This window comes from Hyphomonas sp. FCG-A18, from assembly GCF_045287255.1.
GTDB lineage: Bacteria > Pseudomonadota > Alphaproteobacteria > Caulobacterales > Hyphomonadaceae > Henriciella.
On the sequence record NZ_CP137142.1, the window covers coordinates 2240494 to 2264501 of the forward strand.

Sequence of the window (24008 nt, forward strand, 5' to 3'; positions counted from 1 at the left end):
CTGAGATCAGCTTACTGACAAGCCAGACACTCATCATAGTCGGTGTTTGGAACATCCATGCCACCAGCCACAGCCTCTTTATCCTCGACACCGGCAAAGCTGGCGCGCTGAACAGACTTGGAACGGCAATAGTAGAGCGACTTCAGGCCTTTCTCCCACGCGGTCCAGTGCAGCATGTGCAAGTCCCACTTAGAAATGTCAGCCGGCAGGAAGACGTTCAGGGACTGGGCCTGACAGATATATGGCGTACGGTCCGCCGCATGCTCAATCACCCAGCGCTGATCCAGCTCAAAGGCGGTCTTATAGATCGACTTCTCATGTTCATCGAGGCACTCAAGGTGCTGCACGGAGCCTTCGTGCTCAAGAATAGACGTCCAGGTATCGTCTGTGTTCTCACCCTTGCTCTCCAACAAAGCTTCAAGGTGCTGGTTCTTCACCGTGAACGAACCTGACAAGGTCTTGTGCGTGTAGACATTGGCCGGGATCGGCTCGATACCCGCAGAGGTCCCGCCACAAATGATAGAAATAGAGGCCGTTGGTGCGACCGCCATCTTGTGGCTAAAGCGCGCCATCATACCGGCTTCGGCTGCGTCCTCGCATGGCCCTCGCTCTTTGGCGAGCTTGACAGAGGCCGCATCCGCACCCTGACGGATATGCTTGAACATTTTCTCGTTCCAGACTTTCGCCATGGCACTCTCGAAAGGCACATTCATGCCTTGCAGGAAGCTGTGATACCCCATCAGGCCAAGACCAACCGAGCGTTCACGCTTGGCTGAATAAACCGCGCGAGACATCTGGTCCGGCGCTTCGTCGATGAAAGTCTGCAGAACATTGTCGAGGAAGCGGTAAACATCCTCGAGGAAACCCTCATGCTTGCTCCACTCCATGAACTTTTCAGCATTCACAGAAGACAGGCAGCATACCGCCGTGCGATCAACGCCATTATGGTCCAGACCGGTTGGCAGGGTAATTTCAGAACACAGGTTTGACTGCGTGACCTGCAAGCCAAGCTGGCGCTGGTGGGCCGGCATCGCATTGTTCACAGTATCCGTGAACAGCAAGTATGGCTCACCCGTCTGAATGCGCAGCTCCAGAATCTTCTGCCAGATCTTGCGAGCATTCACGGTGCGCAGCACTTCACCTGATTTTGGCGAGATCAGCTCAAACTCACTATCGGTGCGAACCGCCTCCATAAAGGCGTCCGTGATATTGATCCCGTGGTGCAGGTTCAAAGACTTGCGGTTGAAGTCGCCTGATGGCTTACGCACCTCAAGGAATTCTTCGATTTCCGGGTGGTGGACATCGAGATAACAGGCCGCAGAGCCACGGCGCAGCGACCCCTGACTTATCGCAAGGGTTAGGCTGTCCATCACACGGATGAAAGGGATAATCCCGGATGTCTGACCGTTCTGACCAACTTTCTCACCGATTGAACGGACATTGCCCCAATAGGTGCCGATACCGCCACCATTCGAGGCGAGCCAGACATTCTCTGTCCAGGTGCTGACAATATCATCAAGGCTGTCGCCGACCTGATTCAGGAAACAAGAGATCGGCAAGCCGCGCTCGGCCCCACCATTTGACAGAACAGGGGTCGCTGGCATGAACCAGAGCTTGGACATATAGTCATAAAGACGCTGGGCGTGGTCGGCATCATCGGCAAAAGCCGTAGAAACCCGGGCAAACATGTCCTGATACGACTCACCGGGCAGCAAATAGCGGTCTTTCAGAGTCACTTTGCCAAACTCGGTCAACAGATCGTCACGTGTGTGATCCATCTGAATCGTTGGCACAACACGCAGGTCTGGCGCCCCATCAAAGGCGCGTGCTTCAATTGACTCATCTGCCGCAGTTGCAGTGTTCATTCCAGACATCTCTATCTACCCCTAACTTGCCCGTAATATATAGGACTTCTCCCAAAAACCGCCATATGCAGTATCTCAAACCAGTCCTGACACTAAATATAGTGCCCCGAAGGTTAATGAGACGTCAACAGGGTCTGTCTCAAATTCGTCATTTGGGCTGTGGAGAAGGGGTAAAAAACAGGCTAACAAGCCGCGTGATCAGCGCAACGACACCAGTAAGAACAGGCCCGTCAGGCACACTAAACAATCCACAGCAAAATCTTGCCAGGACAAAGAAAATTCGCCCGACACTCAAACCGGGGCAAATCTACCTCAAAATCATCCTCGCCAAGGCTGAGCAAAGACCAAGCCCTGACCTTCAATCACGACACTTAGTGCTACACTTCGTGTCCCTGCAGCTTCCCACCGTCATGTGGGCTATGGATAGGACAGGTGCTAGAGACTTGGCCCGACCGTCCACGCATCTGTAAAATCACCAAGACTTAAAGTGTCCCAGCTCTTGCGAAAGACTATAGCAGCACTCGTCCTCACCCCTGCTCCGTGAAAAATAGTTGCTGTTGCAACCACCCTTTGTCTTTACGCCAGCTTTCGACTCCTTCAAACTCCAAAATTCGGTTGGTGGGCTAAGGAGCACCCATGAAGATCATGATCGTCACAGATGCTTGGGAACCCCAGGTCAATGGCGTCGTGCGCACGATGCAACGCGTGATCGCGGAATTGGAAGCTGAAGGCCACGAGTTTGATATTGTGCATCCGGGCGAAGGCTTCAAAACCATGCCCTTGCCGACCTATCCGGAAATAAAGCTCGCTATGTTCGCTGAGCGCCGGATTCGCGAACGGTTTGAAGCTTTCGAGCCAGAAGCCGTACATATTGTGACTGAAGGCACGCTCGGCATGGCCGGGCGCAAAATGTGCCTGAAAATGCACCACCCCTTCTCAACCGCCTATCATACTCGTTTCCCCGAATATGTCTCAGCCCGCTTCCCGGTCCCAACGCGTGCGGGTTACAGCTTTGTGCGCTGGTTCCACAAGTATTCAGGCCGCGTGATGGTGCCAACGCCCAGCATGGTCGAGGAACTGGAAGCCAAGCGGTTCATCAACCTTGTCGCCTGGACCCGCGGTGTAGATACAGAACTCTTCCACCCTTCCAAACGCATTGAAGAAGGCGAGCCAGACGATCCGTTCGAAGGCCTAGCGCGGCCAATCTTCCTGAATGTGGGCCGAGTCGCCGTTGAGAAAAATATTGAAGCCTTTGTGGAACTTGATTTGCCAGGTTCCGTCGTTGTGGTGGGCGATGGGCCAGCGCTTGAAGGCTTGAAGAAGAAATATCCGAATGTGCATTTTCTCGGCGCCAAATTCGGTGAAGACCTCGCGACCTGCTATGCCAGTGCCGACGTTTTTGTTTTTCCCAGCCTGACTGATACGTTTGGTCTGGTTGTGTTGGAGGCAATGGCCTCGGGCACACCCGTTGCCGCTTATGAAGCGACAGGCCCGAAAGATGTGATCCCCGGATCAGATGCTGGCACAATTACCCCGATCAACGGGGACCTCGCAAAAGGGGCAAAGGATTGCCTGACGCTTGATCGTGCCACCTGCCGGACATACGCTGAAGGGTATAGCTGGAAGGCAGTGGCGCACGCTTTCCTTGAAAACTTACAGCCCCTTCCGACGCCGGAACGCCGCCGCTTCTGGCAAACCCTCAGACGAAAAAAGAAAACATGGATCGATTGGGACCAATGGACCAGCAAGCAGGATACCTGACTCTACTCTTTAAGGCCGCTTTTGCAGCGGCTCTGATCGTTACGGCCGTCATTGCCAGTGATCTGGCGACCGGAACGATGAAAGTCACCATCATTTGTGGCATGATCTTTCTTATCGCTGCTTACATGATCTTTGCGCGCAGTCGCCCAAAGCATGTCCGTGAACAGAACCGCCAGGATGTCAAACGCCTGTGGCAAGGGCCAATTTGGGGGCATGCGATTCTGGGCGTCATTGGCTATGGTGTCCCAATGGTCTGGATGGGGAATCGACAATCTATTGCGCAAGGTCAATTCCCACCAAATGAGGTGCTTGCCGCAGGCCTTGTATCGGGAATCATTTTTGGTGTGGCTATTGGCTGGTTCCTGAGGAAAGTCGGCAAACGATGATGTGGGAAACCGGGTTTACACTGATTAACGCCCTGGTTGTTCCGGCTTGGCTCCTATTGTTGTTTCTGCCCGGGGCAGGAATCACCAAACGCCTCGTACACTCCATGCTCTGGCCCCTCCTGATGGGGGGCATCTATACTGTCTGTCTCATCGCGGGTGTTTTCTTCGGACAATCCCATCCCGATGCCGGATTTACCATGCATGGTGTTACGTCACTGTTTCAGCACCCAAACGGGGTTCTGGTTGGCTGGTCTCACTTCCTCGTCTTTGACCTGTTTGTCGGGGCATGGATAGGGCGCGATAGCCAGCGCCAATCGATCCCACACTGGCAGGCCGCCCCTTGCATCCTGTTTTCGTATGTCTTCGGCCCTGTTGGCCTTGTCCTCTATGCCCTATTGCGCCTTGCACACGGCAAAGGATTTAGTCTGATTGAGGATAAACAGACCTGAATCTGTCTTTCCACTGCTATTGGTGAGCCATGACAACGCAGTCAGCATGGTTTGCACCTTAGGCCCTATAGACGGCCTTGCTGCATAGGGCTAAGACCCCCGCCAAATCAGGAACTTATTATTAAGAGGTTTAGTATGGCTCTTCGCGTCGCAATCAACGGATTTGGCCGGATTGGCCGTCTGGTTCTCCGCTCAATCATCGAACATGACCGCACAGACATCGAAGTCGTTGCAATCAACGATCTTGGTCCGGTCGAAACCAATGCTCACCTGCTCCAGTATGATTCGGTGCACGGCAAGCTGAACGAAACGGTTGAAGTTGATGGAGACATCATCCGCGTTGGCAAGCGGTCCTTCAAGTGTACTGCCGTTCGCAACCCGGCTGAACTCCCGCACAAGGAAATGGATGTCGACATCGCGTTTGAGTGCACGGGTATCTTTACCTCTAAAGACGCTGCGTCTGCCCACCTTGAGGCGGGCGCAAAGCGCGTTCTGGTCTCTGCCCCGGCAAGCGGCGCGGACAAGACCATCGTGTTTGGCGTGAATGATGACACGCTGAGCGCGGACGATCTGATCGTTTCAAATGCTTCGTGCACAACCAACTGTCTGTCGCCGGTTGCGAAAGTCCTGAATGATACCGTCGGGATTGAGCGCGGCTACATGACCACTGTCCACGCCTATACGGGCGATCAGCCAACGCTCGACCGGATGCACAAGGATCTGTATCGCGGGCGCGCAGCCGCCAGCTCCATGATCCCAACCTCTACAGGGGCTGCGAAAGCTGTCGGTCTGGTTCTGCCAGAGCTGGCTGGAAAGCTTGACGGCTCTGCAGTTCGCGTCCCGACACCAAACGTCTCCATGATCGATCTCGTGTTCGACGCCTCCCGTGAGACCACTGCTGAAGAAATCAACAATGCGATCAAGGCAGCCGCTGAAGGCCCAATGAAAGGCGTTCTCGGTTACTCAACCGCGCCACTGGTTTCTGCAGACTTCAATCATGATGCGCACAGCTCAACCTTTGCCGCAGACGGCACGAACGTCACCGACGGAACACTGGTTCGCGTCCTGAGCTGGTATGACAATGAGTGGGGCTTTGCCACACGTATGAGCGATACAGCGCTCGCCATGGCAAAATTCCTGTAAAGGACCGTGGAAGATGGACAGCTTTAAGACGCTCGACGATATGGACCTCGCCGGGAAGGCTGTCCTCACACGCATTGACATCAATGTTCCCGTCGAAGGTCAGCGCGTCACTGATACGACCCGTATCGACAAAGTCGCGCCGACCATCCTGAAAATCCTGGAAAAGGGCGGCAAGCCAGTTCTTCTGGCTCACTTTGGCCGCCCTAAAGGACAGCCCAATCCCGACATGTCGCTGCGCGTCACCGTGCCGGCAATGGAAGCGGCTCTGGGCAAGCCCGTCACTTTTGTCGAGCGGCCCGATCGCGGCATGATTGATGCGGCCCCTGCTGATGCCATCATTCTGGTTGAGAACACACGCTTCACCGCGATGGAAGAAGCCAATGATCCGCAGATGGCGCAATTCCTGGCCTCGCTGGGCGATGTCTATTGCAATGATGCCTTCTCTGCGGCACACCGCGCCCATGCCTCAACCGAAGGCGTGGCCCGCCTACTTCCCGCCTGTGCTGGTCTCCTTATGGAAGCCGAACTCAAAGCGCTCAATGCGGCCCTTGGCGCGCCACAGCGCCCGGTTATGGCGGTTGTGGGCGGGGCGAAAGTCTCATCCAAGATCGACCTTCTGAAGAATCTGGTTTCCAAGGTCGATGCCCTCGCGATTGGCGGCGGCATGGCCAACACATTCCTGGCCGCGCGCGGCTATAGCGTTGGCAAATCCTTATGTGAGCATGATCTGACCGACACGGCCCGCGAGATTGAACGCAACGCCAAAGCCGCGGGCTGTGACATCCTGCTGCCTATGGATGTCGTGGTCGCGAAAGACTTCGCCGCCAATGCGCCGCATCGCACATGTGGTCTCGACGAAGTCGCTGACAATGAAATGATCCTCGATGCCGGACAGCAAACCGTCGCGATCCTTGCTGCCTCCATGGATACAGCCAAAACGCTGGTCTGGAATGGTCCGCTTGGCGCATTTGAGATGGAACCCTTCGACAAAGCAACCGTTCAGGCCGCACAGGCCGCAGCGACGCGTTGCGCCAAAGGCGAGCTGATCGCTGTTGCCGGTGGCGGGGACACTGTTGCCGCGCTCAATCATGCGGGCGTCGCAGAAGATTTCACCCATATTTCAACCGCAGGCGGGGCTTTCCTGGAATGGATGGAGGGGAAACCCCTTCCCGGTGTCGAAGCCCTGAAAACCTAAGAAACGTTACGCTCGGAGGAGAGAACGCAATGGCTAAGGCCGAAATGACAAAACAGATCGCCACACAGGACGGCTTTATTGCTGCGCTTGACCAATCTGGCGGCTCCACCCCAAAAGCGCTCGGTCTCTATGGTGTCACCGAAGATGCCTGGTCTACCGAAGACGAGATGTTCGACATCATCCACCAGATGCGCACCCGGATCATCAAATCCCCAGCCTTCACTGGCAGCAAGGTGATCGGCGCGATCCTGTTCGAACGCACCATGGATGGCGAGATTGATGGCACACCGACCGCTGAATATCTCTGGAATGAGTGCGGCGTTGTCCCTTTCCTGAAGGTCGACAAGGGTCTGGCTGACTCAGAGAATGGCGTGAAGGTGATGAAGCCAATGCCAGACCTTGATGCCCTGCTTGAAAAGGGCGTCTCGAAAGGCATTTTCGGAACCAAAATGCGCTCTGTGATCGATGCCGCTAACCCAACCGGGATTGCCGCTATTGTCACGCAGCAGTTTGAGGTTGGTCGCCAGATCCTTGGCCACGGCCTGGTTCCAATCATCGAGCCGGAAGTCACGATCAGCATCGCCGACAAAGCCGAAGCCGAAGACATCCTTCTGGCTGAGCTGACCAAGCATCTCGATGCCTTGCCCGCCGATCAACAGGTCATGCTCAAGCTGACCCTGCCAGAGAAAGACAACCTGTATAAGCCGCTGGTCGACCACCCGCGCGTCATGCGTGTCGTCGCGCTGTCTGGCGGTTATACCCGCGAAGAAGCCTGCGCGCGCCTTGGCCGCCAGACCGGCATGATTGCCAGCTTCTCTCGCGCGTTGTCTGAAGGCCTTTCAGCGCAGCAAAGCGATGATCAGTTCGATGCCACTCTGGCTGGCTCAATCGACAATATCTGCACGGCCTCTTCTGCAGGCTAAGCAAGGCCTACCATAGCCAAAACCAATCGCCCTGATGGTGTAAAAGCCATCAGGGCTTTTCTTTTGCTTGCTTGTCGAGCTCCCCTCTCCGCCCCAACTCTAGGCAGAGAACAGGAGACAGACTCGCATGAAATGCCCCGTGGACGGTGAGACCCTTGTGGTAACAGAACGCTCTGGCGTTGAGATTGATTATTGCCCAACCTGCCGAGGGGTTTGGCTCGATCGCGGCGAACTCGACAAAATCATTGAGCGCATTGACGGCCCCCGTCAGGCGCCGCCCCCCCAACACCGACACGATGACCGTTGGGATGACGACGATGATGACTGGGATGATCGCAGATCACGCTCTCGCCGCCCACGCAAGCGCGAAAGCCTACTCGGCGAACTCTTCGACATGTTCGATTGATCCTGTATAGCGATCCCAAGGAGGAGTGCTCATGCTGGATATGCGCCCGGGATGCGAACGCTGTGATCGCGATTTGCCTGCGAATGAGGACGGCGCTCTGATCTGTTCATTTGAGTGCACATTCTGCACCGACTGTAATGACAGTATCTTCAAAGGCACCTGCCCGAACTGCGGGGGTGCCCTCTTCCCGCGGCCAACCCGCACAGGCGCAGCGCTCGACAATTTCCCTGCGAGTACGAAGCGTATATACAAACCGCATGGCTAATGATCCGGTTCGTGAGCGCTCGCGCCTCTATCTCATCACCCCACCGCGCATCGATGATGTCGCTGGTTTTGTCTCTCAATTCGAAGCGGCGATTGCAGGCGGCGACATTGCCAGCCTGCAGGTGCGCCTGAAGCAGGATGATGACACGCTTGATACCGCCGCAACCCGCGCGGTGGCGCAGGCTATAAAACCCCTGTGCAATGCCAATGATATTGCCCTTTTCATCAATGACAGCCCACAACTGGCACGCGCTCTGGAGGCTGATGGCGTGCATCTTGGGGCCGATGACATGGACATTGCCGAAGCGCGCACCCTGCTGGGCGATGATGTGATCATTGGCGCAACCTGCAAGAATAGCCGCCATGCCGCGCTGGTCGCGGGCGAAGCAGGGGCAGATTATGTGGCCTTTGGCGCGTTTTATCCGACCTCGACAAAAGCAGACACAACGCCAGCTGACCCGGGAATTTTGAGCTGGTGTCAGATGTTCCTGACCCTGCCCTGTGTCGCAATTGGTGGCATCACGGTTCAGAATGCTTCGCCTCTGGTAACTGCGGGCGCGGACTTCCTTGCCGTATCATCAGCGGTCTGGACCCATCATGATGGCCCAGCTGCCGCTGTTGCGATGTTCAATCGCGTGATTGACGAGTCAATGAGCGCCTCGACGCTCTAGTCTTCCGCAGGCGGTTTCAGACCCAGCTTGATCTCATTCAACTGCTCGGTGATCCGGAAGAGGACAATGTAAATCTCACAGATAAATCGCCAGAACAGGACTGAGATCAGCGCGAAGATTGGCGTGAGCAGGAACATACCCAGCCCGGTCATAAAACTATACCCCATGGCCTGCAGCGCCTGAAACAGCGAAGCTAGCGACGCCAGCGCAATAAAGACCAACCCAATGAAGTAGATGACGCGCACAAGCACGCCCCCCATCAGTTTCTCAAAGCTCAGAAAACGATTTACAAAGTCCATATCTCAAACCCCCATTTGCTAGGACTTTCAGCTTTACCCAGCGTGACCCCAATGTCTACAGAGAATTGACCATTATCGGTCGGGCCTTTACCTCCTGCTGCGAACACGAACAGGACGTTTCCCATGGTCAAAATCAACGGCAACGAAATCAAGCCCAATATGGTCATTGAGCACAATGGCAGCGTATGGCGCGCCATGAAGTGCAATGCAGTCAAGCCCGGTAAGGGCGGCGCCTTCAATCAGGTTGAGATGCGCAACCTGTTCAATGGCTCAAAAGCCAATGAACGCTTCCGCGCCAACGAGACAGTTGAGCGTGTCCGGCTGGAACAGAAAGACTATCAGTACCTGTTCGATGCTGGTGAAGCCTATGCCTTCATGGATCAGGAAAGCTTTGAACAGATCGAGCTGCAAAAGGATTTTGTCGGCGAAGATGGTGACTTCCTGCAGGATGGCATGACCGTCGAGATCGAGTTTTATGGTGAAACGCCAATTGGCGTTAAAGTCCCTGAGCAGGTGACGCTGACAGTTGAAGAAACCGAGCCTGTCGTAAAAGGCCAGACTGCGGCCAACTCTTTCAAGCCTGCTGTCTGCGACAATGGGGTGCGCGTCACGGTGCCACCTTTCATTGGGGTCGGCGAACGCGTCATTGTCCAGACATCTGACCGCACCTATCTGCGCCGCGCCGACTAGGATTTAAAGTACAATGTCTAAACCTTCCGCGCTCGGAAATGTTCTGATTGAGGCTGCCCGCAAGGCTGGCCGCTCGCTTGCCCGTGATTTCGGAGAAGTTGAGTTTTTGCAGGTCTCCAAAAAAGGCCCCGGTGATTTCGTTTCCAATGCCGACCACCGTGCCGAGGAAATCATCTACGAACACCTGACAAAGGCCCGCCCCGGCTATGGCTTTGTCATGGAAGAGCGCGGTATTGTTGAAGGCAGCGATAAGACCAATCGCTTCATTGTTGATCCGCTTGATGGCACGCTGAACTTCCTGCACGGACAACCACACTATGCAGTTTCCATCGCGCTGGAGCGTGAAGGCAAGCTCTATTCTGGTGTCGTTTATGACGTTTCCCGTAATGAGATTTTCTGGGGTGAAACCGGACGTGGCGCCTGGCTCGACCAACGCAAACTGCGCGTTGCCGGACGCAAGCATATGGAACAATCCTTGTTCGCAACGGGGGCCCCCTGGTTTGGCAAAGCCCCAGAGGTCCATACCCGGTTTGCGCAGGAAGTTGCGGCAATGACCCCCATCGTGGCTGGGATTCGCCGCAATGGCTCGGCTGCGCTTGACCTTGCCTGGGTTGCGGCGGGGCGTTTTGACGGTTTCTGGGAACGCGGCCTGCAGCCCTGGGATATTGCGGCAGGCATGATCCTCGTTCGTGAAGCGGGCGGGGTCACGACTGAGATTGATGGCGGCGACCCTCTGGTCACTGGCTCGATCATTTCAGCCAACGCTGACCTGCACCCAAAGCTTGAAAAGCAAATCCGCAAGGCCCCGTCCTTTGCCAGAGCCGCAGACTGATCCGAACCTCCCTGAGGAAAAACGCGGGCCAATTGCACGGCTACGCGGAGGCATCCGCTGGCTGAATGCCAACAAGAAACGGTTTTTCTGGTGGTGGATCGCCTATCAGGCCGTCAAAGGCACACTTACGCTCAGCCTGATCTGGATCCCGTTATTGATCCTCTGGCTGCGCGGCAATTAAGCCCGCAGCCAGAAGCAAATTCGTTTAGGCGTTGATCAGTGCGCCACCAGCGTAAAGTGCGGCTGCGCCCAGTTCTTCCTCAATCCGGATCAGCTGGTTGTATTTCGCCAGTCTGTCAGAGCGCGCCAGTGACCCGGTTTTGATCTGGCCACAGTTCACCGCCACAGCGAGGTCAGCGATTGTTGCATCCTCGGTCTCACCAGAACGGTGAGACATGACCGCAGTATAGGCATGACGGTGGGCCAGTTCGACCGCATCAAGTGTTTCAGATAGCGTGCCGATCTGATTGACCTTAACCAGGATGGAATTCGCTGCGCCGCGCTGCAGGCCAAGCGCCAGACGCTCCGGATTGGTCACGAACAGATCATCTCCAACCAGCTGGCAACGGTCGCCAACCATCTCGGTCAGGATCGCCCAACCATCCCAATCATCCTCGGCCATACCGTCTTCGATCGACACGATCGGATAGGTATCGACCAGGTTGGTGAGGTATTTCGCCATACCCTCGGCATCGAGGGTCTTATCCTCACCCGCCAGAACGTATTTGCCATCCTTGTAGAACTCAGTCGAAGCTGCATCGAGGGCGAGCATAACATCTTCACCCGGTGCGTAGCCCGCCGTCTCGATAGACTTCATAATGAAATCAAGCGCTTCATTGGTAGAGCCGATATTTGGCGCGAAGCCGCCCTCGTCACCCACGCCTGTATTATGCCCGGCATCCTGCAGTGTCTTTTTCAGCGTGTGGAAGATTTCAGAGCCGATGCGTACGCTGTCAGCAATGCTTTCAGCATTGACCGGCATGATCATGAATTCCTGAATATCGATCGGGTTATCGGCATGCTCACCGCCATTGATGATGTTCATCATCGGGGTTGGCAGGATACGCGCATTGGTGCCGCCCATATAGCGGTAGAGCGGCAGACCGCAGCTTTCAGCAGCTGCCTTGGCGGTTGCCATTGAGACACCAAGGATGGCATTCGCGCCAAGGCGTTTCTTGTTCTCAGTGCCATCCAGCTCGATCATCAGGCCATCGATCAGGCGCTGATCCGTCGCGTCGAGGCCTTCCAACTCGTTGGCAATCTCGCCATTCACGGCATCGACCGCATCGAGAACGCCCTTGCCCTTATAGGCCTCGCCGCCATCGCGCAGTTCATGGGCTTCATGAACGCCTGTAGAGGCCCCGGACGGCACCGCAGCGCGACCAAAGGAACCGTCCTCAAGGGTCACATCAACCTCAACCGTCGGGTTACCCCGGCTATCGAGAATCTGGCGGGCGTGAATATCAACAATCTCGCTCATGGCGGGGTCCTTCTTGGGAGGGAAACAAAGTTGCGGCCCGCTCTAATCCCCTGCGCTGACAAGGGCAAGCCTCCCAACCCTTTCGATTAGGCCGACTCCGCCTAAGCTAGCTCTGAGAGAGGTTCAAAATCACAAAGGGGTATCCATTATGTTGGGTGAAATTCTTGCCGAGGTCTTCTCGGTCAGCGGGCTGTTTACGCTGTTCGCACTCTTGCTGCTGCAGGCGGTCCTGGGCTTCGACAACTTGCTCTACATCACCATCGAATCGAAACGGGTCGGCCCGGAAAAAGCGAGCAGTGTTGCCCGATGGGGGATCGGCATCGCGGTCGCCCTGCGCATCATACTACTGATTGTCATTGTAAACCTGTTTGCGCTCCTGGCCGAGCCTTTGTTTGAGACACATATAAATGGCCTCATCGAAGGGGAGTTTACGCTGCAGGCCCTGGTAACCCTACTGGGGGGCGGGTTCATTATTTATACAGCGATCAAAGAGATCCATCACCTGCTCGCCGTTGATCATATTGAGCATACGGAAGGGTCAAAGAGTAAATCTGTTGTTCAGGCCGTGGCCATGATTGTGGCAATGAACCTGGTTTTCTCTTTCGATTCCATCCTGTCAGCGATGGCCATTGCGAACGTAGAAGTTGCGAACATCGTTAACGCGGCAGGCCAGACGCTGACACAAGTGAGTGCAGGCCTGATTCAGGGCGGCGTGTTTGAAGGCACGGTGCAGGAATGCAAGGCTTATCTAATCGCCAACCCGGTTACTGGAGCTATCGGCTGCGAACCCGCTAAAGATTATCAAGTGTGGATCATGGCGATTGCGATTATCGCTTCAGGCATCGTGATGATCCTGCTGGCTGACTATGTCGCTGACTTCCTGAAGAAGAACCGCATGTATGAGGTACTCGGCCTGTTTATCCTGTTTCTGGTCGGTGTCCTGCTGGTAACAGAGGGCGCACATCTGGCCCACTTGAAACTGTTCGGCTTCCCGATTGAAGCGATGAGTAAAGCCAGCTTCTATCTCGTCGTTGGGACTTTGGTGGTGACGGACATTATCTCCACCAATTACCAGAAACGCCTCTGGGCCCAGCGCGAGGCTGAACTGCGCTCTACCAGCAATGTCGATGAAACAATCAAGGCGATTGACGCTCACATCGAAAAGCACGGCAATATTGGATAGATGCGTCTAGCGATCCGGTCCTTGGTCCTTGATCAGGGATCGGTTCATGCCAGTGATCTTAACCGCGATCTTGTTGCCTTTACGGCCAATGTCACCCTCGAGCACCACTGGGCCATCCCGCCCGCCAGAGAGCACTTCAACGGGTTGGTCGGTTGGCAGGCCCAGCAAAAGTGTCGATCCAGCTTTGAGTGCGGTAATCTTGCTCAAGGGGACATTCAGACTGGCAATTCGCGCAGTCAGCATCGCGGTCACGGGCAAGGCTCTGGGCACAATGTCAGGCTTAACCGAGACCTCCCCCATCTGGGATGCAATCACGGTCATTGTCGTGTCGAGCCCCGGGGCCTCAACCGTAAACTCGGATCGAACCAAAGCATCTCCGGTCATCAGGCTCGCGACATAAGCCATATCGGTTTCAATCGCGATCAGGCGCAACTCTCTTTGAACGGCCTCGCCCAATGGCGCCAGCAACTGCTCCAGCAGCGCGCAATCAATCGCGCTGAGCGTCCAGCCATCACCGACCCGGCCTGTATCCATAACCGCAGGTGGCGCGCCACAAGCCTTGGCAATAATCGCATCGGCCAAGCGCCCTGGCAGAAGGATCATGGCACAGACTGTCTGATCCCGTGCACCAAAACACAAAGCCGCCCCCTGCCCGGCCGGTATCTGCCCGCGGAGGCCTGCATCGCCGAGACGTTCAGTATTCTTCAAACCTACAGCGGCTTTGACGCCGCTGCATTGGCCAAGCGTCAATGACAGGCGCGCCGCCATTTGCCCCGCCTGCAGGCGCAGTTCACGCGCGGCTTTTTCTTCTGCTGTTGGCAGAGCCGGAATTTTCCGAGCCTCAACACTTTGCGGATCGACATCCGCTTCACCCGGCATATCGCTCAGGTCCGGACGCAACAGCGCCTCAATCTCCGCGGAGGTCAACACACCCTTTGCGGTCGGAATGGGACGGTCAGGGTCCATCATCTCGTCGTCTGAGCCGATGGCCCAGTCCATATCTGTTCCAGAAGGAGACTCACCGCGCATACCAATCGAACCTTAGGGTCCGGACACAAGCGTCCGAATCAGTTCTTGGAGTCGAAACGGTTAACAGCGCGTTAGGGATTTAAGAAAACGGAAAGATTTTGCGCAGGACAATCTGCAAATCAGTCGTCGCGTACGGTCCGTTCATTACGCTCGTGGCGCTCCTGGGCCTCAAGGCTTAATGTCGCTGTCGGGCGCGCCTCAAGGCGACGCAGACCAATTGGCTCGCCGGTATCATCACAATAGCCATAAGTGCCCGCTTCGATCCGCCGGATGGCCGCGTCAATCTTGGAGATCAGCTTGCGCTGACGGTCGCGCGTGCGCAGCTCAAGCGCCTTATCACTTTCAGAAGAGGCCCGGTCGACCAGATCAGGATGGTTGGACGATTCTTCCTGCAGGTTTGAAATGGTTTCCTTCGCCCCGTTCAGGATTTCATCTTTCCAATTTTCCAGCTTCTGACGGAAGTACGCCTTCTGCTTGGGATTCATAAAATCCTCGTCCGCAGACGGCGTATAGTCAGCTAGGTCGATCTTAGACATGAATCAGCACCTCTACTGTTATGGCGCGCCGTATACTGGACAGAACGCCATTTCGCAATTGGCAATATTCAGGCCAACCTGAGCAGGCGCCGAATATCTGACAGATAGAAGGCAATTATGGCAGGTCCATGCCAATCACATGACTGTGATTGGGCAATCACATCTACTCGGAATCTTCATCTTTTTTGTCTTCCCCAAAGATTGCGCCAAACGCTTCATCCAAGACCCGGTCGCGAACCTGCTCTTCAACGCTTGGTTGCTCCCCGGTCTCAGTCGTCTCATTCGGCTCTGAAGGCTGCACAGCTGGTTGAGTCTGACGACCACCACCAACGACCTCTCCAATCAAACCACCAAGTGGCCCCTCAATCTGGCTGGTGATCTCGTCCGCCACTTGCCCGCGTGCCCGCGCGACCAGTTCCTGCTGCACAGCCGCTGAATCGAGGCCATAGCTTAGATTCGTCCATGAACCCGAAATCCGCACCGGGATTGGAATACCTGAAACACCGATGGTCTGGCCGCCGCCCTGCGCGCTTTGATCAACACGCGGAACAAGGCGTACATCAATCGTCTGCGCGCCCAGATCAATTGTGCCAGACCCAGTTACGCCAACCACAGGATTGTCGAGCCGCAGCTCCTGGATTGTCGCAACGCCATTCTCGAAACTCAAGCCACTGAGCATTTCAGTAAAATCGGTTTCTGCCTGCGGTGAAATCGCATCCTGAAAACTCGCAAGGCTCAGTTCCCCACTGGTCAACATACCTTGCAGATTATCCGCCGACCGTACCATTTGGGCCAGATTGATACCACGCAAGGCACCATCGTTCAGCGTCGTATCAAAGCTGCCGTCTAACCCTTCAACCAGTGCTTTCAGGCTGTTGCCCGATGAGGTCAGATCAACATTTACCTCCCCAACGCCGCCAAGACCATCAAACCCGGTCAGTGCGTCCAGCATCTTGCGCGCGGCAATCCCGCTTGCCCCGGCTTTAAAGCTCAGGCTTGGCTCTGCACGCGATGCATCCAGCACCATGTCACCAGCCCAACCGCCATCAAACGCGCGAAACCCCGGTTGGTCATCGGCGCGACGGAATAGAGCCTGCAAACGGCCATTGCTCAAACCGACACTCAGAAGCGCGTCTTCCAGCGTGATTGTATTCAATGTGACCGATCCGGCATTCAGCGTCAGGTCTGCATCAACCGCCTTCAGGCCATCCAGTGCTAACGGAGTGTCATCCCATCCCGTTGACTGAGCCTGTGCCGCATTCGGGTCAGCTTCACTGGTTCCAAGGAACGGTGTCAGGTCAAGGCTCGGCATGGTCAGGTCAGCCGTCACTTTTGGTCGCGCCCCGCGCATATCAGCACCTAGCTTGCCAGCCGCGGTCAGATCATCGAGTTGCAAGTCCATGTCGGCGAGAGAAAGAGCGGCAAACGTCCCGCTGGCATTGCCACCAAGGCTAAAGCTCCGCAGGGTTTCACCTTCCGGCATCTCTACAGCCATTGCGCTGAGCAGGCCTCGCAAGTCTTCACTGCTCGCTGAAATCTGCCCGTTCAGGGACCCTGCTCCAGAAAGCCCAAGCGCGCCCCTGAAGCCCGCGTCCAGCAAATCCCCGGAATGGGTCATCACAACATTGCTAAGCTGCAATCCACTCACAGGACCTGATACAGAGGCACTGAAATCCAGATCCTCGACAATTGTCAGTGCTGCAATCTCTTGCCCCGGCTTGAACAATTGTGAGGGCGTATCGGCTTTCACCTCAACCTGGCCGTCCAGCATAGGCTCAGCGCTAAGGGAAAGTTTCCCCGTATAATCGATCTGCATACCATCAGCGCGTAACTCAGTCTTGCTCAAGTCAATCTGTAGGGCATCTGCCAAGCCACTGACCCGCCCCTTCGCCTCAAACCCTTTCAGGGCTTCTGACCGGATTGGAAGATCAGCACCAACGAGCGCCAGAATTGTTCCCAAAGTCTGCGAGCCCGCCTCAAAGCCACCATCCAGTTCAATGACATCACCAAGCGTGACGGCTCCATCATAGCTGACGGAACCAAAATCGGTCGCCAGAGATGCAACCAGAGAGGCCGGGCGCTGATTGGTCAGATCATCAATCGTATCGAGATCAATTTCATAGGCAAACGCCTGCCCGTTCAGGCGCCCACGCCCGCTCGACAGGAGCGGCTCATCCAAGGCTGTGAGCTTGGCTTCCATATTCACTTCGGTCAGGGCGTACTCAGTGCCAGCCTGACGGTCGGCATAGAAGACAGCAGCATTCTGTAAACGCGCCCGCGCGATGGTCGTCTGAAAGCCCCCTGATCCCTCTTGTGTCTCCTCCGGGATGCTTTCAGCATCGCCCACACTTTCGAAAATCCAGTTCGCTTCGCCATTCTCTAACCGCTCCAGAGAGACGGTTGCGTCAGACAAAGTGATCTCACCAACCTCAACACGCTGCGAGAAGAGCGGCCAAAGCTTCAGGCTGGCTTTGAAGGCACCAGCCTCAATCATATTCTCAGCGCTAAACCCTTCCGGATTTGAAATCGTCGCACCATCAATCTTCACCGATATCCGTGGAAAAATGGATAGGGATGGATCACCCGTTAGGGTAACCTCACGTCCCGTGGCATTCGCCGCAGCCTTTTCAATCTGGGCCTTGTACACTGAAGACGGGATCAGAAAAGGCACCACAGCGATCACGATCAGCAAGAGTGCAACGATGATCCCCAAGACTATCAACACACGTTTCATCAGCGAAAACACCTCATTTTACGGTCAGTTTCGGTTTCTATGTGCAATCCATGTCAAAGTCATGGCAATTGATGCTTGACCGGCAGAATAGTGCCGTCTAAATCAGCGCTTCACCGCCACGGTGGTGACCCGAAGAAATGCGCGGGTGTAGCTCAGTTGGTTAGAGTACCGGCCTGTCACGCCGGGGGTCGCGGGTTCGAGTCCCGTCACTCGCGCCATTTCTCAAAATAATTCCTCAGAAAAATCAAGGGTTTAGATCGAGAGATGGCGCGGTTTCCGCATGTTTTTCGAAAAGTGGGATACAAATTGGATACAAAATGGGATACAGTGGCGTATGACGAACATACGCGATCCCGATAGATTTTTGCTTAAACGCGGCAAGCGTTGGTACTATCAACGCCGGGTTCCCGGACAATTTTCTCATCTTGATCAGCGGCGTTTCGCCAAGGTCTCTCTTAAAACGGACTCCTTGGACGTTGCGCGAATTCGGCGAGATCAGCTCGCCGAAGCAGATGACGCGTACTGGATGGCGCTGGCATTAGAACTGTCTGATGACACTGCAAATGGTTCCACCGTTCGCGCGGCGCTGGAACAGCGCTATAAGTCAGCAATCTCACGCGCCATGGCTTACGGTTTCTCTTACAAGCCAGCTGAGCCACTTGCCGAAAGTCGATCCATTGCCGAATTGATGGAGCGGATCAGAACGCTGGAGGCCCAGTCCGGCGCTGGCGGTGATCCGAAACGTGCCGATAGTGAGGCGCTTTTAGGAGGGGCCCCAGATCCTGCAGCGACAATTCCAGTGTCTGAAGCTTTCGAGCTCTATGTGTCCAAAATTGCCTTCGACGACCAGTATAACAAGTCTGAAGCTCAACGACGATCCTGGGAGAAAACAAAGCGTACATCGATCACCTATTTCATCGAACAAATGGGTGATCTCCCGCTAAGCGACATTACGAGGGACACCGCGCTGGAGTATCGTGACTGGTGGGTCGAGCGTATGCAGCCGCAGGACGGCGGCCAAAAACCAGTGACGCCGAATACCGCCAATAGGCATATCGGAAATATGCGCTCGCTCTTGCAGCGCTATTATAAGCATATTGGCGTGGCAGATTTCGAAGACCCGTTCCGGGACTTCTACTTTTCAGGCAAGACCGAAGCCAAACGCGCCTCTTTCACAGATGACTGGGTGCGGTCCCGCATACTTGTGCCAGGTCTATTTGACGGGCTACGGATCGAATTGCGTGTGCTCATCTATTTGCTCATAGAAACAGGGGCGCGGCTAAGCGAGCTGGTGAACCTTCGCCCGGAAGATATTCGCCTAAACGAAAAGGTCCCCCATATTGCGATCCGACCGGAGCAGAAAAGAGAATTGAAGACGGAAGACTCCAGACGGGAAATACCACTTGTTGGCGCCGCAGAGATCGCCATGCGGTCATGTCCTGAAGGGTTCCCCTATTATTATGACAAGAGCACGTTGGTTTCGGCCAACCTCATGAAAGCGTTCAGGCAGCGAAAACTTCTGCCATCCTCAGATCATGTCATTTACTCGTTCCGGCACTCTTTCGAAGACCGCATGCTCGAAGGCGGTCTCGATTATGGCCTGCGATGCGCGCTGATGGGTCACAAGAATAACCGGCCGGAATACGGTCAGGGCGGCTCACTCGAATATCGACGCAGCGAACTATTGAAGATCGCGCATCCTTTTGATGCTGCTCTCTTTCAAACCTAATACTCAGCCCTGATGATACACTTGTAAAATCAACTTAGAGTATGAACGGTTCTGATTGCTCTTAGTGGTTCCGCGCAGTACTGGAAACTATGGATTGGAAGGGTGAATTCTACATTGGCGAAACCTCGCTCGTGTATCGTGGTCGGGCTGCGGACAACCGCCCACATGCGCATGCCACGCTTCAACTCACCGTGTCCCTTGGCTCGGACATCTCGATCAAAGATGACCATGATCGCTTGGTATCGGGCGTTGCGTTGTGCGTGAAAGCAGGAAAGCGACATACTCTTTCTCCCGCTGATAAAGCCGTACTTGTATTGATCGAGCCCCAATCGCAACTGGCTCACTTTGTTCAAAGCCTTTGCGGCCATGATGATGTTTCAGTAATGGACCCAAGTTTTATCGGTCAGGTGAACTGGCAAGGTGACCTCAAAACGCTTCTCAATGATTTGGAACGCGCATCAGGCCGCGTTAGCTCACAAATGGATTTGCGACTGTTGGAGGCCCTCAATTTCTTGCGAACGGCACAACTGAAAAGCGCGATCTCGCAAGCCGCCAAGGCATGCGGACTATCGGAACCGAGGCTACGGGCAATTGCCCAGGAACAGCTTGGCGTGCCCTTGTCTAAATGGCTGATATGGCAGGCAACACGGCGGTCAGCGCAAGCGATGGCACAAGGTGCAACATTGGCGGATGCCGCTTATGCCGGTGGATTTGCCGATCAGGCCCATCTCACCCGGACCATGGGAAAGATCATGGGGGTCACACCGCTTCAGGCGTTGAACGCAGGGCAATAGCGGTTCGTGCGATCAAGCGTTTCGTTCAATACTTGAGAAAATAGATCGCGGAATAAGACCTTCGAGAAGTCTAATCGAAGGTTGAACTATGAAAGCCGCTATCAAGACCGCATTCGGCCAGGAAATGTCACTGGCCAAAGATGCCTACAAACGTGACCAATTGGATGAAGCGTTCCGTTTGTTGGAACGCGCGCATATCCTCGGTCAGAGATATTTCACTACGCATTTTATCACGCACTGGTGGATGCTAAAAGTTGGCATCAGAAAAACAGATTGGCGAGAAATTAGAGGTCAGGTTCTGCGGATCATTGCAGTTATTCCGGGGTATCTATTCGGCTGGGTGCCTAAAGGAAACACTGGCGGTGCCGACGTTTCAGCGCTTAAACCAATGCCCATTCCCGATGATCTCGCTCCGCCCTTAAAGGGCTATAGTGTTTGGACGGACGTGCTGGTACGGGTCTTCTTGTGGGCTGCGGTCGCGCTTCTCGTTTGGTTTGGCATGTTTGCATGGTCAACCTATGTCCGAGCCGGAGAAACGAGAACGATTGTCTCCGCATTTGATGGATCGTGTCGTCCGCTTGTGGGTTACGAAGGACCAGAAGACCTCGTATGGGACCGGGAAGCGGGTATGGTCTACGCTGTTGGTGGAGACCGTCGGTCCTTTCGCTCAGGTGGCCCGGGCCGCGCCAAGATTTGGGCATTATCGATGGCATCAGCGGAATTGGCAGTGCCAAACGACCTCGCACCTGCTGAACCAGAGGTGTTCCGCAGTTTTGGAATGGACCTCCACGTTGATGAAATGGGAACGCGCCGCCTATTTGTCGCCAATCGTCCGAGTGACGGACACACGATTGAGATCTTTCGGGTGACATCGTCAGGGGACTTAACGCTGGAACGCACACTGAAGCACCCGCTGCTGCGCAATCCTAATGACCTGGTGGCGATTGGCCCGGCTGAAGCGCTTGTGACACTCGACAAAAAAGCCAAGGCAGCAACAACGGGCGAGATCCTTGAAGGGGCCCGACAACTGCGCACCGGCAAAGTTCTGCGTATCAATACTGAGACAGCCGAGATCGTTGCCGAGGGCTTGAAAATGGCCAATGGAATCGCGTTTAGCCCCTCACAACACCAGCTTTATGTCGGTGAAACCATCGCACAAAGACTATCGGTCTTTGACTACGAGCCTCAAACGCAAACACTTTCATTCAACCGTCACGTCCCCTTGGAAACAGGTGTTGATAACATAACGGTCAACCCGGATGGGCGGGTGTTCATCACAGGTCACCCGAAGCTTTTGACGCTGGCCATGGGTTATCAACGCTCTGAGACGTCTCCCTCACCGTCCGAAGTTCTGGTCTACGATCCATCGCGCGGAACTGTTGAGCGGATCTATATCGATGATGGGTCGGAACATTCGGGCGGATCAGTTGCGATTGTTGACGAGGTGTCAGGCCGGATGCTGATCGGCTCGGCCTTCGGTCCTCATATCCTAAGCTGTAAGTTTAATGCCGCCACTGCCCCAGCGCTTTAAGAATTATGGCGCTTCGGAATGAATTGCAGAATGCGTCATGCATAGCTTGGCTTGCACGAACCATGACCTATCGGGACGGTCTTTTGCTGGCAGGGATCGTTGCGCTGTGCGGGACTTTTTTGTCCAACATCACTGGAACGCCCGTTTTGGCACTGGTCTTGATCGTCGGGCTACTGGTGAAAGCACCGAGTGAGAGCGACACCCATGCCGTCGGCCTCGATTTAGCAGGTGGTACAATTCTGAAAGCCGGGGTTGCGCTTTTGGGGTTGCAGATAACCCTCTCACAGATTGCGGCACTCGGTTGGGCGACAGCACTATTGGTCTTGTTGAGCTTGGTGATAACGCTTGCCCTTGGCTGGCAGATTGGAAGATGGGCTGGGCTTCAAAGCGAGACCGCAATCATTGCCGCTGGCGCGGTTGCCATTTGCGGGGCGTCTGCGGCTTTAGCGATTGCAAGCGTGTCACCTCGAAAAGCAGAGAACACGGTTGTGTTGGCGATCATCGGCGTAACTGCCCTGAGCACCGTTGCGATGATTGCCTATCCAGCAATTGCACGAGCCCTCGGACTGAGCGACGTACATGCTGGGATACTATTTGGCGCGGCGATCCATGATGTGGCCCAAGTCGTTGGCGCAGGGGCGCTTATCTCCCCAGCCGCGACAGAAACCTCAGCTATCGTAAAGCTATTGAGGGTTGCCTGCTTGGTGCCGGTGGTTTTCTTCGTTGGTGCACTGTTTTCGCAGAGACACCATGAGCAACCTCCACGGTTCACTTTGCCCCGTTTTCCTGTGTTTTTGATCATCTTTGCGATGTGCGTTGGACTTAGTAGCGCAGGCCTCGTGCCAGAATATGCGCTCTCAATTGCAAATACGCTCTCGCAAGCGTGTTTAATCTTGGCGGTGGCGGCCATCGGGATAAAGACGTCAGTCACTCAAATTCTCACATCCAGTGGACGCATCCTATTGGTTCTGGTCGCGACGACGATCCTGCTCGGAACTGGTGTCCTTGGCTCACTTCTCCTCTTTTTTGACCCAGTTTCGATTTGACCCTTTTGTGAGGCTACGCTCATGCGACGATTTACAATCATCCTTATTCTATTTGTTCTACTTGGCCCGTTACTCGCTTTAGCCATTGCTGATTGGCAACGAGCTAAGGACGCTAAGCGGCTTGATCAGACTTGGGCAATGACGACCGTCAATCAGGTTCCTGAGTTTGGGACGACGCGCAGTCTTGAGGTTCTGCCGCTTATAAACTGGCACAGCGACAGAGATGATTTGCGGACTGAACCGGGCGTGTCCTATTTAATCAGAACGGATGAAGAGACCATTCTTTTCGATCTCGGTTTCAATCGGTTCGGTGAGTCTCCGTCGCCTCTGGAACACAACATGGCTCGCCTTGGCATCGAGCGCTCTGATATTGATACGATTTTCATCAGCCACGTTCACCGCGATCATGTTGGCGGCGCGGAGTGGGCAAAGGCACGATCTTTCTCCTTTGGACCCGAACAGGCCGATCTCGGTGAGGTTTCGGTTTATGCGCCAATATCCATGACCTATCCCGGCCTTGAAGTTCAAACGGTTGAGTCTCCCCGCGCTCTATCCAATGGGGTAGCCTCTACCGGGCCCATACCTCGGCGTTTATTCATTGGCCGGGTTGATGAGCAAGCCTTGGTGATAAATCTTGAGGGGCACGGTCTAGTCGTAATTGTCGGCTGCGGACATCAGACAGTACCAAAGCTCCTTGAGCGCGTGGAAGCCGCGTTTGATGAACCAATTTATGCCATCGTCGGCGACTTGCATTATCCCGTGCCGAAGGGCCGCTTATACGTGGCAGGAATAGATGCGCAACGACGACTCGCGTCCGGAAATGGCGTTTTTGCGCCGATTGATGAAAGCGACGTCGCAAATGAGATCGAGCTGCTGAACCGTGAGCTCTCTTTCCTGGCGCTTGGCGGCCACGATACGCATGATGCGGTCTTTGATCAGTTTGAAAATCTGATGGGAGACAAGTTTCAACGTGTGAGAGTTGGCGTGCCCATTATGCTAGGCATAAATCGTCAGGTCGAGTGAGCCGATCTTAATTTGAGGACTGCACCGCGTGGCTTTCAA

24 protein-coding genes and 1 tRNA gene are annotated in these 24008 nt (G+C 55.0%); 19 read left to right on the forward strand and 6 right to left on the reverse strand.

Going from position 1 to position 24008, the window contains the following annotated elements; translation table 11 throughout:
- Positions 1-11: 11 nt before the first annotated feature.
- The gene (locus RYZ27_RS11170; protein ID WP_406679591.1) at positions 12-1874 is read right to left on the reverse strand and encodes a ribonucleoside-diphosphate reductase subunit alpha; all 1863 of its coding nucleotides are present in this window, start codon (positions 1872-1874) and stop codon (positions 12-14) included.
- A 627-nt stretch (positions 1875-2501) separates the two neighbouring features.
- Here RYZ27_RS11170 and RYZ27_RS11175 point away from each other — a divergent pair.
- The 9 genes from RYZ27_RS11175 to thiE all read left to right on the forward strand — a co-directional run bounded on the left by RYZ27_RS11175 (position 2502) and on the right by thiE (position 9063).
- Positions 2502-3626, forward strand: coding sequence for a glycosyltransferase family 4 protein (locus tag RYZ27_RS11175; protein ID WP_406679592.1), 1125 nt, complete (start codon positions 2502-2504; stop codon positions 3624-3626).
- On the forward strand, positions 3584-4012 hold the full coding sequence (locus tag RYZ27_RS11180; RefSeq protein WP_406679593.1) for a hypothetical protein: 429 nt from the start codon (positions 3584-3586) through the stop codon (positions 4010-4012). Before RYZ27_RS11175 ends, RYZ27_RS11180 begins: the two co-directional genes overlap by 43 nt.
- Positions 4009-4461, forward strand: coding sequence for an ABA4-like family protein (locus RYZ27_RS11185; protein ID WP_406679594.1), 453 nt, complete (start codon positions 4009-4011; stop codon positions 4459-4461). Before RYZ27_RS11180 ends, RYZ27_RS11185 begins: the two co-directional genes overlap by 4 nt.
- Before the next feature lie 135 nt (positions 4462-4596).
- On the forward strand, positions 4597-5604 hold the full coding sequence (gene gap, locus RYZ27_RS11190; RefSeq protein WP_406679595.1) for a type I glyceraldehyde-3-phosphate dehydrogenase: 1008 nt from the start codon (positions 4597-4599) through the stop codon (positions 5602-5604).
- Between the two features lie 13 nt (positions 5605-5617).
- Positions 5618-6799 carry a phosphoglycerate kinase gene (locus tag RYZ27_RS11195; RefSeq protein WP_406679596.1) on the forward strand — a complete coding sequence of 394 codons (1182 nt, stop codon included), beginning with the start codon at positions 5618-5620 and terminating at the stop codon, positions 6797-6799.
- Positions 6800-6828: 29 nt separating this feature from the next.
- Positions 6829-7722 (forward strand): fructose bisphosphate aldolase, encoded by an 894-nt coding sequence (locus RYZ27_RS11200; RefSeq protein ID WP_406679597.1) that lies wholly within the window; start codon positions 6829-6831, stop codon positions 7720-7722.
- 127 nt (positions 7723-7849) lie between these two features.
- Positions 7850-8128, forward strand: coding sequence for a zf-TFIIB domain-containing protein (locus RYZ27_RS11205; protein WP_406679598.1), 279 nt, complete (start codon positions 7850-7852; stop codon positions 8126-8128).
- A gap of 31 nt (positions 8129-8159) precedes the next feature.
- Positions 8160-8393 carry a DUF1272 domain-containing protein gene (locus RYZ27_RS11210; protein WP_406679599.1) on the forward strand — a complete coding sequence of 78 codons (234 nt, stop codon included), beginning with the start codon at positions 8160-8162 and terminating at the stop codon, positions 8391-8393.
- A complete protein-coding gene (gene thiE, locus RYZ27_RS11215; protein WP_406679600.1) occupies positions 8386-9063 on the forward strand; it encodes a thiamine phosphate synthase in 678 nt (225 codons plus the stop codon). The genes RYZ27_RS11210 and thiE overlap by 8 nt, the downstream gene beginning before the upstream one ends.
- Here the strand turns inward: thiE and RYZ27_RS11220 are convergent.
- Positions 9060-9362 (reverse strand): DUF4282 domain-containing protein, encoded by a 303-nt coding sequence (locus RYZ27_RS11220; protein WP_406679601.1) that lies wholly within the window; start codon positions 9360-9362, stop codon positions 9060-9062. The two genes, thiE and RYZ27_RS11220, sit on opposite strands and share 4 nt — an antisense overlap.
- Positions 9363-9485: 123 nt before the next feature.
- Between RYZ27_RS11220 and efp the strand changes: the two genes are divergently transcribed.
- Genes efp through RYZ27_RS11235 form a run of 3 tightly spaced genes read left to right on the forward strand, consistent with a single transcriptional unit; the run spans position 9486 to position 11065 of the window.
- Positions 9486-10052 carry an elongation factor P gene (efp, locus tag RYZ27_RS11225; RefSeq protein WP_406679602.1) on the forward strand — a complete coding sequence of 189 codons (567 nt, stop codon included), beginning with the start codon at positions 9486-9488 and terminating at the stop codon, positions 10050-10052.
- Between the two features lie 13 nt (positions 10053-10065).
- Entirely contained in the window at positions 10066-10884 is an 819-nt protein-coding gene (locus RYZ27_RS11230; protein ID WP_406679603.1) for an inositol monophosphatase family protein, read from the forward strand.
- Positions 10865-11065: a hypothetical protein gene (locus tag RYZ27_RS11235; RefSeq protein ID WP_406679604.1), complete on the forward strand. Its 201-nt coding sequence runs from the start codon at positions 10865-10867 to the stop codon at positions 11063-11065. The genes RYZ27_RS11230 and RYZ27_RS11235 overlap by 20 nt, the downstream gene beginning before the upstream one ends.
- A gap of 24 nt (positions 11066-11089) precedes the next feature.
- Here RYZ27_RS11235 and eno read toward each other — a convergent pair whose 3' ends face one another.
- Entirely contained in the window at positions 11090-12364 is a 1275-nt protein-coding gene (eno, locus tag RYZ27_RS11240; RefSeq protein WP_406679605.1) for a phosphopyruvate hydratase, read from the reverse strand.
- A gap of 148 nt (positions 12365-12512) precedes the next feature.
- On the opposite strand from eno, the gene RYZ27_RS11245 reads away from it, so the two are divergent.
- Complete coding sequence (locus RYZ27_RS11245; RefSeq protein ID WP_406679606.1) at positions 12513-13547, forward strand: TerC family protein; 1035 nt, start codon at positions 12513-12515, stop codon at positions 13545-13547.
- Positions 13548-13553: 6 nt separating this feature from the next.
- Here RYZ27_RS11245 and RYZ27_RS11250 read toward each other — a convergent pair whose 3' ends face one another.
- The 3 genes from RYZ27_RS11250 to RYZ27_RS11260 all read right to left on the reverse strand — a co-directional run bounded on the left by RYZ27_RS11250 (position 13554) and on the right by RYZ27_RS11260 (position 17846).
- Positions 13554-14546, reverse strand: coding sequence for a FliM/FliN family flagellar motor switch protein (locus tag RYZ27_RS11250; RefSeq protein ID WP_406679607.1), 993 nt, complete (start codon positions 14544-14546; stop codon positions 13554-13556).
- A gap of 149 nt (positions 14547-14695) precedes the next feature.
- Positions 14696-15112: an RNA polymerase-binding protein DksA gene (gene dksA, locus RYZ27_RS11255; protein ID WP_406679608.1), complete on the reverse strand. Its 417-nt coding sequence runs from the start codon at positions 15110-15112 to the stop codon at positions 14696-14698.
- 163 nt (positions 15113-15275) lie between these two features.
- Positions 15276-17846: an AsmA family protein gene (locus RYZ27_RS11260; protein ID WP_406679609.1), complete on the reverse strand. Its 2571-nt coding sequence runs from the start codon at positions 17844-17846 to the stop codon at positions 15276-15278.
- Positions 17847-17987: 141 nt separating this feature from the next.
- On the opposite strand from RYZ27_RS11260, the gene RYZ27_RS11265 reads away from it, so the two are divergent.
- The 6 genes from RYZ27_RS11265 (at position 17988) to RYZ27_RS11290 (ending at position 23969) form a co-directional block, all read left to right on the forward strand.
- A tRNA-Asp gene (locus tag RYZ27_RS11265) sits at positions 17988-18064 on the forward strand.
- A 116-nt stretch (positions 18065-18180) separates the two neighbouring features.
- Entirely contained in the window at positions 18181-19575 is a 1395-nt protein-coding gene (locus RYZ27_RS11270; protein WP_406679610.1) for a tyrosine-type recombinase/integrase, read from the forward strand.
- 89 nt (positions 19576-19664) lie between these two features.
- On the forward strand, positions 19665-20369 hold the full coding sequence (locus tag RYZ27_RS11275) for a helix-turn-helix domain-containing protein (RefSeq protein WP_406679611.1): 705 nt from the start codon (positions 19665-19667) through the stop codon (positions 20367-20369).
- A gap of 88 nt (positions 20370-20457) precedes the next feature.
- A complete protein-coding gene (locus tag RYZ27_RS11280; protein WP_406679612.1) occupies positions 20458-21900 on the forward strand; it encodes a DUF3703 domain-containing protein in 1443 nt (480 codons plus the stop codon).
- A gap of 62 nt (positions 21901-21962) precedes the next feature.
- On the forward strand, positions 21963-22946 hold the full coding sequence (locus RYZ27_RS11285; RefSeq protein WP_406679613.1) for a YeiH family protein: 984 nt from the start codon (positions 21963-21965) through the stop codon (positions 22944-22946).
- Between the two features lie 21 nt (positions 22947-22967).
- On the forward strand, positions 22968-23969 hold the full coding sequence (locus RYZ27_RS11290; protein WP_406679614.1) for an MBL fold metallo-hydrolase: 1002 nt from the start codon (positions 22968-22970) through the stop codon (positions 23967-23969).
- The last annotated feature ends 39 nt before the right edge of the window (positions 23970-24008 follow it).